Below are 11,405 nucleotides of genomic sequence, written 5' to 3'. Positions count from 1 at the left end.
CCGACAGTCAGAGCCGCCGCCGGCGATTGAGCGTCGGAATGGTGGTGGCCGGGATCTCGAGCGCTTGCACGCGCCCGACGGTGCGGGTAGCCAGGGCAGCAAGGCGGGGTTCGCTGAAGATGGCCGAGGCATCGGCCTCCAGGCCCGCATCACGCATGCGTGCCACAAGCTTCATGGCCAGCAGCGAATGCCCGCCCAACTCGAAGAAATGGTCGTTGCGGCCCACCCGCTCGAGCTTCAGCACCTCGGCCCAGATCTGCGCCAGGGCGATTTCCACGGCGCCCTGTGGGGCCTCGTAACGCCGGCTGATCACCGCCTCGATGCCGGGGGCCGGAAGTGCCTGGCGGTCCAGCTTGCCGTTGGGAGTCAGTGGCCATGCGTCGAGGCGCACATAGGCCGATGGCACCATGTAGTCCGGGAGCAGTGTCGACAGATGGTTGCGCAGCGCCTCGATGGCCGGCACCTGTGCGGGGTCTCGCGGCGTGAAATAGGCCACCAGCCGCTCGTCGCGCATCAGCACCACCGCCTCCCTGACCCTGTCATGGGCCGAAAGGCGCGCCTCGATCTCGCCAAGCTCCAGGCGAAAGCCGCGCAGCTTGACCTGGAAGTCGTCGCGCCCGAGGAATTCGAGATTGCCGTCCGCGCGATACCGCACCAGGTCACCGGTGCGATAGAGGCGGTCGCCGGCCACGAACGGACTGTCGATAAAACGCTCGGCCACCAACTGCGGCAACCCCAGGTAGCCACGGGCAACGCCGACACCGCCAATGTGCAATTGCCCGCTGAAACCGATCGGGACCGGCCGGTCCTGAGCATCGAGCACATACAGGCGCGTGTTGCAGATCGGCCGGCCGATGGGCAACTGGATATCCGGTATCGCAGCACCCGGTTCCAGGGTCCAGACCGTGCTGTCGACCGTCGCCTCCGTCGGCCCGTAGACGTTGTGCAGGCGCACCCCTGGCAGGCGCTCCCGGACCCTGTGGGCCAGGGCCGCCGTCAGTTCGCCGCCGCCACAGAACACGTCCGTCAGGCTGGTGCATTGGCTGACTTCCTCCAGTTCGAGAAACTGCTGCAGCATCGCCGGCACGAACTTGATCACGGTGACCTGCTGCTCACGCACCGTTTGCGCCAGGTAGGCCGATTCCCATTGCCCGTCGGGACGGGCCAGCACCAGGCGCATGCCCACGGTCAGCGGCCAGAAGAACTCCCAGACCGAGCCGTCGAAACTGAACGGGGACTTCTGCAACAACGCCCCGCTGCGATCGCCGGTAAACAGTTTCGAACTCCAGTGCACCAGATTGCACAGGCCGCGATGCTCGAGCGCCACGCCCTTGGGTGTGCCGGTGGAGCCCGAGGTATAGATCACATAGGCCAGGTTCGACGCGGTCAGTCCCGGCACCTGCACCTCGCTCACCGGTTGGTCATGCCAGGTGTCATGGTCGAAGTCGAGCACGGGTATGGTCACCGCGCCCGGCAGGTGACGCGTAGCGGCATGCACCAGCAGCAGTACCGACGAACTGTCGCGCAGCATGTGCTCCAGGCGCTCCGGCGGATAGCCCGGATCCAGCGGCACATAGGCGCCCCCGGCCTTGACGATGGCCCACAGGCCGATCACCAGTTCCAGGCCGCGCTCGACGCAGATCGCCACCCGCGCATCGGGTTGCACGCCCTGCTCGCGCAGGCAGTGCGCCAACTGGTTGGCCTGCTCGTTGAGCTGGCGATAGGTCAGGCTCCGCTCGCCCGCCACCACTGCCACGGCCTCCGGTGTACGTCGGACCTGGGCCTCGAACACCTGCTGGATGGTCTGTTCGAGATCATAGGCCGCCTCAGTGGCATTCCACGCTGCCAACCGCTCGGTTTCGGCCGGCGTGACCAGCACAAACTCGCGCAGCGCCAGGCCGGTGTTTTCCAGTCCCTGCTCGAGCACGAAAGTCAGCCGCTCGGCCAGTGCCTGGACCTCGGCGGGCTCGAAGTAGGCCTCGTTGTAGACGAGGTGGATCCAGGCCTTGTCGTTATAACGGTTGCTGCGCAGATGAAGGGTCAACGGTGTCGACTCGTGACGATTGGACACCTTCACGGTGTGCGCCTGCGCCTCGCCGTACCGGTAATCATGGTCATCTTGCTCATAGGACACCGATATTTCGAACAGTTGGTTGCGATCCTCGCGCAGCAGGCCCAGCGCACGGTTCATCTCGCTCAGGGGGTAGCGCTGGTGCCGCAGGTCCTGCCTGAGGACATCACGTACACCGCATACCAGTTCGCCGAACGACAGCCCATCGGCAAAATCGAAACGCAGCGCGCTGACCTGGGTAAACAGTCCCAGGGTCGACTTGAAGCGGGCATTGCCACGGTTAAGGATCGGTACGCCGAGCACCCAGTCATTGCGCTGCGAAGTACCGGCGAAGCAGAGATGCACCGCCGCCAGCAACACATGGAAGGCCGAGGCCTGGCAGGTACTCGCCAGGGCCTTCATCCGCTCGTGCAGTGATGTGGGAAAGGCCTGGACCACGCTGTCGCTGGCCCACCGACCGCGATAACGCGGCAGCAGCATCGGGTCCGGTACCGTCCGGTACTTGGCCAGCCAGTAGTCACGGTCGCGGGTGTAGCGCGACGAATCGCGGTATTGCTGGTCATCGGCGATAAAGTCGATATAGGACGGTGCCACCAGGTCCGGCTCCTCGCCGCGCGCCAGCGCGCTGTAGATGCCTCCCAGCGAGGCCAGCATCTGCCCGAAGCCCCAGCCGTCGAGGATCAGGTGGTGGGCCTGGGTGCCCAGCAAATTGTGGGTATCGTCCAGCCGAACCAGGAAGAAGCGGAACAACGGCCCGCCCTCCAGTTCGTAAGGCTGCTGTATCTGCTGCTGCATCAGCCGCCGGGCGGCCGCCAGCGGATCGGCCTGGGTGGCAACGCTGTACAACGGCACCGACACGGCCAGCGTCGGCGCGAAGCTCTGTACGGGCAGGCCATCGGCACCGGCCCGCAGCACGGTGCGCAGGGCGTCGTGTTTGGCCACCAGGCACTCGACCGCACGCTGGACAAGTTGCGGGACAATGGTCCCATTAAGTTCTACATATCCTCCGATGTTGTACAAAGGGGAATCACCCCGACTCATCTGGTCAAGCCAGATGTCCCGCTGGCTGGCCGTCAGGGGAAAGCCCTCTCGAGTCACAGCCGTATCGTCCATGTCGGTAGCGCGGGAAAGTTCCATAAGGTCCGTCTCAAACAATTATCCGCGAATTTAAACATCCGGCTTGCGGGGCTGTATGGCACCAAAACCCCGGACAAAAAAACCTCCTGTATGTAGGGGCTTGTCCCAGGAGATATTCATGCAAGCGACTCCCTCATCAGGACCCGCGATATTGAGCACTCCCCCGGAATCTTTGTAGCCACCGTCAAAACGCCACTTAAGCAAAGTCTTAAAAACATGTAGGAAATACGCTAAAGACCACCTTTGCCACCGACTGAATCATCCGTCATACAACCCATAAAATTTATTAATATCATGCATTTGTAGCTATATCATTAAGACAATCCAACACAGAACAAGCGTTTGATATAGTCAGAAAATCCCCATACCCCCTACACCCTTCATAGATTTTTATGTCCCCTTTTTCCACTACAGACGTAGGATAAATGCATAGGCTTAAATCCCCGGAGAAATCCTGTTCAAGGAGAACTGATTGCTTCCGATTTCATGCCGCAAATCGTTTGACGACAGGTCTATATCAAGGAAGACAAGGAAATGAATCTGACCAGCAGTATTCGAGACGTAGAAAGCCCCGGCTTCTATTTCGAATTGGGCGAACTGATTTCAAGCACGGGCAATGAACACTTTGCCAGCAACATGCTCAACCTGATCGATAAGCTGGTACCGGTCGAGCGGATCGACCTCAGCGAATGGACACTCGACGAGCGCCAGGCCAGCGTGGTCGATATCGAGCCACTGGGCTGCGCCGGCCTGAAAGACGACTCTGCGCCGCCCGAACTCCCGCAGCACCCGGATACACATCCACTGCTCAGCCAGATGATCGAGATGGATGACTCACTCCTGATCCAGATGAACGCGCAGGTCAACCGCCGTGATAACCGGGACGCCGCCCACCAGTGCAACCTGGTGTCGCGCAAATCCAATCGTCGCTGTGTCATTTCGCTTTACCGTTCGCACACGCAAAAAGGCTTTGCCCTCAGCGAGCTGTCATTTCTCAAGAACCTCTCCGACACCCTGCTGCCGCTGATCGAACGCCATGCGCAGATCAGCCGCCAGGCCGTCCTGAAGAACGTCACCAGCCCTGTGCCGGGGCCTCAGGCGGAACAGGAGCCCGTCTCGTTGCAGCAAGCCTTCAGCAAGCGCCTGGCTCTGGGCGACATCATTCTGTCGAGCCGGGAACGGGAAGTCTGCCTGGGGCTGCTGGTGGGTGGCACGGTGCCACAGATGGCCGAGAAACTCAGCGTGAAGAACAGTTCCGTCGAAACCTATCTCAAGCGCGCGGCCGCCAAACTCGGGGTCAGCGGACGCCATGGGCTGGCCCGCTGGATGGCCGGCGCCTAGACCTTCCTTTCTTGCTGACAAGCGGGTGCCGGTTACACGGCCACCCGCCCTTCCCTTCCATGAGGCTGGTCGATGAGCAAATCCCCTCTTTCCCTGGTCGCCGCGGCACTGCTGCTCGGCGGTTGTTCGCTGATGCCGGATTACCAGCAACCTGCTTCGCCCAGTGCGCCGCAGTATCCCCAGGGCCCGGCCTATGCGACGACCGCCCAAGACAGCGTTGCGCCAGGCGCGGACTGGCGCAGCCTGTTTCGTGACCCGACGCTGCGGCAATTGATCGGAAACGCCCTGATGAACAACCGCGATCTGCGGGTGGCCGCCCTGAATGTCGACGCCTTCCAGGCCCAGTACCGGATCCAACGCGCCGACCTGCTGCCGGCGGTTTCGGCCAATGGCAGCAGCTCACGCCAGCGGGTGCCGGGCAGTCTGGCCGGCGGCAAGCCGGTCATCACCTCGAGCAGCTCGGTGAACCTGGGCGTCAGCGCCTATGAGCTGGATTTGTTCGGCCGCGTGCGCAGCCTGACCGAGCAGGCCATGGCCACCTACCTCTCCTCGGAACAGGCACGACGCAGCACCCAGTTGAGCCTGGTGGCCAATGTCGCCAATGCCTACCTGACCTGGCTGGCTGACCGTGAATTGCTGGCATTGACCCGCAAGACCCTCGACGCCTATGAACAGAGCCTGCACCTGACCACCCGCAGCCGCGATGCCGGCAAGCTCTCGGCGCTGGATGTCAGCCAGGCCCGGACCAGCGTCGAAAGTGCCCGCGCCAACCTGTCGCGCTACGAGCGCCAGGTCGCCCAGGACCTGAACAACCTGACACTGCTGGTCGGCGCACCACTGCCCGACTCGCTGCCCGAACGACCGCTGGCCGATAGCCTGGTGGCGCAAGTGCCGGCGGGCCTGCCTTCGGATCTACTGCAACGGCGCCCGGACATCCTCCAGGCCGAATACCAGCTCCAGGCAGCCAACGCCAATATCGGCGCGGCGCGGGCGGCGTTCTTTCCGAGCGTGAGCCTGACCGCGAATGCCGGCACCACCAGCAAGGAACTGTCGGGACTGTTCAAGGCCGGCTCGGGATCCTGGACTTTCCAGCCGCAGGTCAACCTGCCGATTTTCAATACCGGCAGCCTGCGGGCGAGCCTGGACTACTCGAAGCTGCAGAAGGATATCCGTATCGCGCAATACGAAAAATCGATCCAGACTGCCTTCCAGGAAGTTGCTGACGGCCTGGCGGCACGCCAGACCTACGACGAGCAACTCCAGGCGCAACGTGACCTGGTGAAGGCCACACAGGACTATTACGATATGGCCGAGCATCGCTATCGGACCGGGGTCGACAGCAGCCTGGTGTTCCTCGATGCGCAACGCTCGCTGTTCAGTTCGCAGCAAGGCCTGATCAACGATCAGCTGGCGCAACTGGTGGCGGAGGTGAACCTGTACACGGCGCTGGGCGGCGGATGGAGCGAGTGGTCGAGGCTGACGCTGTCGAGTCGACAGCCTTGAGATGACACAGAGGCTGTCACGCAATCATTGCGACTCTGTCACCACATCGTCATACCCGTTAATCAGAATGATGTCAGCCAAAGGGATTTGGCCCATCTGTCGAGAGCCCGCCATTGAGCGGGCTTTTCGTTTGTCGTGCTTGAATGAAAGAACGCGAAGATCAGGCCTACCTGCTCAGCAGCTCAAAACTCGTCTTCAGCAGCGGTACGGCGACGCAGATGAAGATCAGGCCGAACTGCCACCGCAGGATCTTGTTCTGCGACTCCAATGCCGAAATGGACGAACGCAGATCGGCCCCCTGCTCCTTGATCAAGGCGCGCAGTTCGACACCTTGTGCCCGCATTTCGCTGCCCAGTTCCCTGACAACTGATCCCTGCTCCGAGAAGCGTGCATCCAGCCGTGATTCCAGGCGTGCTTCGGTTTGCAGCAAATCCGACTTTGTCGCGAGATTTTTCATATCGGCCTCCCAGGCATCTACAACCGCCTTGGCCTTGTTCGCCGGAATACTGGCAGTCGTCAGTGCGTCATATAAGGTTAGCGACATTTCCATGATAGCTACTGCAATTGACAAGCGACCTGGAGACATCGGCTCGAAGGAGTGTGGTCATCGTCAAGCCGGCCTTCCCGGCCAGGTGCTGCGCACGACAGCAATACCATTCGGATACTCGGCCAAAACCTGTTGGAAGAGATAGGCAGACGCTTCCCAGGATCTTGTAGGCCAAAGCGCCGTGTAGATGCGCATTCAGGAACATGTCAGGAGCGATGTTGTACCGTGGCATCGCCCAACGCTTTAACCACCAGGCAGGTTGAACGGCGTGACGATCTGCACCTGGGACGGTGCGACCGGCCCGGCCTTCCACAGCCGGTGGAACTGCAGGATGTGCAGGAACACATTGCGCGAGTCGATCTGCAGGTTGTGGTCGATGATCGCGGCGATTTTTTCCTCGTTCAGCAACTGCTGGTTTTCTTCATCGAGGTCGTGGCCGATAAACACTTCCAGGGGCCGACCCTGGGCGGCAAAGGCGTCGACTATCGCCCGATTGCCGCCACCCACGCTGTACACCGCCTTGAGCCCGGGATGCTGCTTCAGCGCCTCGGTCACCCGCTCGAAGGTGCGTTCGTACACCCCGAAGCCGCCGCTGATATCCAGCACCCGCAAATGCGCGGCACGACCCCGCAGCCACATGCGAAAGCCCATTTCCCGTTCTTCTTCGCCACGGAACAACTCACTGCTGATGACCACCGCCACGTCCTGGGGCTCGGAGGGTAGCCAGCGGGAAAACAGATACGCGGCGGTCTGCCCGGCGGTCCGGTTGTCCATGCCGACATAGCCGATGCGCTCGCTTTGCGGCAGATCACTGACCAGGGTCACCACCGGGATACCGGCCTCGGCCAGCCGTCTGACCGCCTGGTTCACCAGCGGCACGTCGGCGGCCTTGAGCACCACGCCCTGGCTGCCGGTGTCGAGGCAGCGCAGCAGCCTGTCGTGCATTGCCTGCGGCTCGATGTCCTCGAACAGATGAAAGCGCGGGGCAATGCGAAACGGCGCCATGCTGCCCAGTTGCGTGGTCATTGCCTTCTGCACCGCTGTGCTGAAACGTCGTGGCGTATGCAGGATCACGTCGATATGGAAGGTGCGCCCCACCACCAGGCCGTTTTTTTCCTGGGACTCGAGTTCATCCAGGGCCTGTTCGATACGCCGCCGGGTCTGGTAATGCACGCTGCCGCGTTCATGCAGCACGCGATCGACCGTGGCCTTGCTGACCCCCGCCTGGAGGGCGAGTTGCTTGATGGAGAAGTGTCTGGCGCGTTCGAGCATGGTCATGGAGATGAGGTTCTTGTGAGGTTTTTCCGGGCTCGGTCGAGGTCATCGCCATGCTAATCGCGCTTTTGTCAGGCGTCGAGCCGCAACCACGCGCCCGCCTGTAAATGGCTGATATTTCCTTGCCCGATGGCGGGGAGAGAAGACCGCGACCGATCACTCTCGCGACGCGAGTACCTCTTCGTCGGATGCCAGCACACCCGGAACAGCGCTCTTGAGAAATTCCACCCAGGTCCTGATCTTGGCATCGACGAATTTGCGCGACGGATAGATGGCGAACAGGTTCAGCTGTTCAAGGTGATAGTCCGGCAGGACCCGCACCAGGGTCCCTGCCCGCAGACCTTCGATGGCGGAGGCCACGGGCTGGATGCCGATGCCCATGCCGCTCTTGATCGCGACCGTCATGCCATCGGCGGTATTGATATGAAAAGGCGACAGCGGGATATCGATGGCTTCCATGCCTTGCGGCCCCTCGAAGGCCCAGTGCTCCACGGGCATGACCGTGTTGACGATCCTCAGGCAGTCATGCGCACCGAGGGCACTCGGCGAATCGGGAATGCCGCGCCTTTCCAGGTACGCCGGTGCAGCACAGAGAATGCTGTAGGTGGAACCCAGTCGCTGGGCGACAAATCCCGAATCGGGCAGCTCCCGCGCCAGCACGATCGACATGTCGTAGCCCTCCTCCAGCAGGTCGGGCTGGCGGTTGGTCAGGGTCAGGTCGAACATGACCGAGGGATAGCGTTCTCGATAGCGGGCGATGGCGTCGATCACATAGTGGTTGCCCACCGCCGCCATCGCATGAATCTTCAGGCGTCCGGCGGGCATGACATGGGCCGTCCCCGCCTCCTCGTCCGCCTCGCGCACCTCGTCGAGAATCTTCTCGCAGCGTTGCAGGTAGCGCGCCCCGGCTTCGGTCAGCGCCAGGCGTCGGGTGGTGCGGTTGATCAGCCGCGTCTGCAGCCTGGCCTCAAGAGCGGAAACCGCCTTGGAGACATTGGTGATGGTGGTGCCCAGCACTGCGGCCGCCGCCGTGAAGCTGCCACTCTGTGCGACGGTGATGAAAAACCGCATGCTCTGGAATACGTCCATCGTGTCCACCTCGGGAATCATTTCTTGCGCGGAATAAAACCTGGCACGCCGGTTTCCACCACCGAGTTGAAGCGTATGCGGGTGGTGATCTCTTCCTGGATTTCCCGCATGGCCCGGTGGGGCAAGGTCGCGATATCGAAATTCTCCTGGATATGGCCCGGTGTCGCCGAGGTAGTCAGGAACGCCACGCCACGCTGCACCGACCAGGCCAGGGCCACTTGTGCCGGGGTTTTGCGCACGCGCCGGGCGATCCCGGTAATCACCGGTTCCTCCAGCACATTGGGCTCCATGCCGTGGCCGAGGGGGGCGAACGCCAGGACGATGATGCCGTGCTCACGGCAGAATTCGAGCAGTTCCCATTCCGGCAGGTACGGGTGGGACTCGACCTGGACCACCGAGGGTTTTATCCGGGCCGCCGCAACCACTTCCTTCAAGGCTTCCAGGGTGATGTCCGAAAGGCCGATGGAGCGGCACAGCCCTTCGTCCATCAGGCTCTCGAGAGCCCGCCAGGTCTCGATCAGCGTCACGCCCTGGTCGTAGATGACCTGGCCCAGTGCATCCCGCGGGTCCTGGTCGTCACCGGCCTGAAAGGCAAACGGCGTATGGATCAGGTAGCAGTCGATATAGTCGACGCCCAGTCGCCGGCAACTGGCCTCGAACGCCGGCTTGACGCGCTCGGGCCGGTGATTGGTATTCCACAGCTTGGTGGTGATGAACAGCTCTTCCCGCGCGACCTGGCCGCTCTCCAGCGCCTCCTGTAGCGCCACGCCGACCTGCTCTTCATTGCGATAGCGCTCGGCACAATCGAAATGCCGGAAGCCGGTTTGCAGCGCGGTCCTGATCGCCTCGGTGGTCACCGAAAGATCGCGGAACAGCGTACCGAAGCCCACCGCCGGCATCGAACCGCTGCCGTAGATAAGTGGAAACCGGGTATCGCGAAGGGTGTCTTGATAAGTCATATCGTTACTCCATGGTCTGTCTGTTGATTTCGCCGGAGGCAACCTGCCGTGCCGCCACGCCGACGGCGTTGCCGCCAAGCGCCACGAACAGCCGTACCGTGTCGAGATACTGCGCGGTCTGCACCCTGATCAGCCCCAGCGACGCCTGCTCATAGGCGCGCTCGGCCTCCAGCACCTGGAGAATGCTGTTTTCGCCCTGGGCATAGGCTTGCTGGTTCAGGTACAGGCTGGTTTCGGCGGCGCGCAAGGCCTGTGTCTGCGCCAGGTTGGCTTCGGCGTTGTGGTTGATCGCCTGCAGCGTGTCCGCGACCTGGCCGAAGGAACTGATGACCGTCTGCCGGTAGCCTGCCAACGCCGCCTGGTAACCGTCGATAGAAGCCTGGCGTTCGGCCTCGCGGGTGCCGCCGTCGAAGATCGGTCCCGCCAGCCCTGCGGCAAAACCCCAGAGCGCGGCGCCGCCATTGCCGGAAGCGGCCTGTGCCAGCGAGGCCGACAGCTCCACGTGGGGATAGAGATTGGCCGTCGCGATACCCACCGCGGCGCTGGCCATATGCAGGTCGGCCTCGGCCTGCAGGATATCGGGCCGGGTGCGGGCCATTTCCGAAGGCAGGCTGACCGGCAGATTGGCCGGCAAGGTAAATTCGTCCAGTGCGAAATCCGCGGCGATCCAGTCGGCAGGCCCCTTGCCCGCCAGGATCGACAACGCATGCCGCGCCGCATCGCGTTGCTGGGCCAGGGGTGGCAACAGCGTACGATCCTGCGCCAGCCGGGTTTCGGCCAGCGACACGTCGATCCGCGTGGTGGCGCCATTGAGCTGGGCCGTGCGCACCAGTTCGAGATTTCTCGCGTCATTGGCCAGCAGCTTCTCCACCGCCGCCATCTGCGCATTGGCGCTAGCCACCAGCAGCGCCTGGCTGGCGACATCGCCCGTCAGCGTCAGGTAGGCCGCTTCGTAGCGGTGCTGCTGCAGTTCGGTGAACGCCTGCTGCTGCTCGATCCGCCGCCGGTTGCCACCGAAGGCATCGAGGTCGAAGCCGACCCGCGGTCCGACCGAATAGAAGTTGGCGACCGCAGGTTCGGCTGCCGTGTGTACCCGCTGGCGACCGGCCTGGGCGCCGAAATCGACCTGCGGGTACAGCGCGCCCTCCGCTGCGGCCACGGAGGACGCCGCTTGCCGCAGTGTCGCGTCAGCCGCCACCAGCTCAAGATTGCCGGCAACGGCGCGCCGCACCAGCCGGTCGAGCTTCGCTGATTGAAAAGCCGACCACCAGTCACCCTTGAGCGGCCTGCCCAGGTCGATATGCTGGTCGGCCTTGCCGCCCAGACGCTGCTCGGCCTGTTGGTCATAATGCTGCGACGGACTTTGCGCCGGCGCCGCATAGTCCGGGCCGACGGTACAGGCGGACAGCACGGCAAGCGCCGAGACCGTCCCGACCATCGCTGGAAACCGCGGCCTGTTGATGACGAACGCACTGGATTTCAT

At 62.7% G+C, this 11,405-nt stretch carries 8 protein-coding genes; 2 read left to right on the top strand and 6 right to left on the bottom strand.

The genetic code is table 11. The features are described 5' to 3' along the window. Positions 1-7 precede the first annotated feature (7 nt). On the bottom strand, positions 8-3,184 hold the full coding sequence (locus HX881_RS27860; RefSeq protein WP_246356606.1) for a non-ribosomal peptide synthetase: 3,177 nt from the start codon (positions 3,182-3,184) through the stop codon (positions 8-10). A 558-nt stretch (positions 3,185-3,742) separates the two neighbouring features. Between HX881_RS27860 and HX881_RS27855 the strand changes: the two genes are divergently transcribed. Both HX881_RS27855 and adeC read left to right on the top strand, forming a co-directional pair. Continuing rightward, positions 3,743-4,549: a helix-turn-helix transcriptional regulator gene (locus tag HX881_RS27855; RefSeq protein ID WP_017128199.1), complete on the top strand. Its 807-nt coding sequence runs from the start codon at positions 3,743-3,745 to the stop codon at positions 4,547-4,549. Positions 4,550-4,621: 72 nt separating this feature from the next. Next, positions 4,622-6,052 carry an AdeC/AdeK/OprM family multidrug efflux complex outer membrane factor gene (gene adeC / locus HX881_RS27850; protein WP_177087676.1) on the top strand — a complete coding sequence of 477 codons (1,431 nt, stop codon included), beginning with the start codon at positions 4,622-4,624 and terminating at the stop codon, positions 6,050-6,052. A gap of 166 nt (positions 6,053-6,218) precedes the next feature. Here adeC and HX881_RS27845 read toward each other — a convergent pair whose 3' ends face one another. The 5 genes from HX881_RS27845 to HX881_RS27825 form a co-directional block, all read right to left on the bottom strand. Continuing rightward, positions 6,219-6,602, bottom strand: coding sequence for a DUF1640 domain-containing protein (locus HX881_RS27845; protein ID WP_177087674.1), 384 nt, complete (start codon positions 6,600-6,602; stop codon positions 6,219-6,221). Between the two features lie 240 nt (positions 6,603-6,842). Beyond that, positions 6,843-7,871, bottom strand: a complete 1,029-nt coding sequence (locus HX881_RS27840) for a LacI family DNA-binding transcriptional regulator (protein ID WP_177088096.1) — start codon at positions 7,869-7,871, stop codon at positions 6,843-6,845. A gap of 159 nt (positions 7,872-8,030) precedes the next feature. Then, positions 8,031-8,963 carry a LysR family transcriptional regulator gene (locus HX881_RS27835; protein WP_177087673.1) on the bottom strand — a complete coding sequence of 311 codons (933 nt, stop codon included), beginning with the start codon at positions 8,961-8,963 and terminating at the stop codon, positions 8,031-8,033. Positions 8,964-8,980: 17 nt separating this feature from the next. Continuing rightward, positions 8,981-9,922: an aldo/keto reductase gene (locus HX881_RS27830; protein WP_177087671.1), complete on the bottom strand. Its 942-nt coding sequence runs from the start codon at positions 9,920-9,922 to the stop codon at positions 8,981-8,983. Between the two features lie 4 nt (positions 9,923-9,926). Continuing rightward, positions 9,927-11,405 carry an efflux transporter outer membrane subunit gene (locus HX881_RS27825; protein WP_177087669.1) on the bottom strand — a complete coding sequence of 493 codons (1,479 nt, stop codon included), beginning with the start codon at positions 11,403-11,405 and terminating at the stop codon, positions 9,927-9,929.

This window comes from Pseudomonas gingeri, assembly GCF_013386115.1.
Classification (GTDB): Bacteria; Pseudomonadota; Gammaproteobacteria; order Pseudomonadales; family Pseudomonadaceae; genus Aquipseudomonas; species Aquipseudomonas gingeri.
Note: the sequence above shows the minus strand (reverse complement) of the source record. Positions and strands in the feature narration are given on the sequence as shown.

Bases quoted from the DNA above. Each gene is read 5' to 3' on its own strand.
- HX881_RS27860 (WP_246356606.1), bottom strand. From the start codon at position 3,184: ATGGACGATACGGCTGTGACTCGAGAGGGCTTTCCCCTGACGGCCAGC.
- HX881_RS27855 (WP_017128199.1), top strand. From the start codon at position 3,743: ATGAATCTGACCAGCAGTATTCGAGACGTAGAAAGCCCCGGCTTCTAT.
- adeC (WP_177087676.1), top strand. From the start codon at position 4,622: ATGAGCAAATCCCCTCTTTCCCTGGTCGCCGCGGCACTGCTGCTCGGC.
- HX881_RS27845 (WP_177087674.1), bottom strand. From the start codon at position 6,602: ATGGAAATGTCGCTAACCTTATATGACGCACTGACGACTGCCAGTATT.
- HX881_RS27840 (WP_177088096.1), bottom strand. From the start codon at position 7,871: ATGCTCGAACGCGCCAGACACTTCTCCATCAAGCAACTCGCCCTCCAG.
- HX881_RS27835 (WP_177087673.1), bottom strand. From the start codon at position 8,963: ATGGACGTATTCCAGAGCATGCGGTTTTTCATCACCGTCGCACAGAGT.
- HX881_RS27830 (WP_177087671.1), bottom strand. From the start codon at position 9,922: ATGACTTATCAAGACACCCTTCGCGATACCCGGTTTCCACTTATCTAC.
- HX881_RS27825 (WP_177087669.1), bottom strand. From the start codon at position 11,405: ATGAAATCCAGTGCGTTCGTCATCAACAGGCCGCGGTTTCCAGCGATG.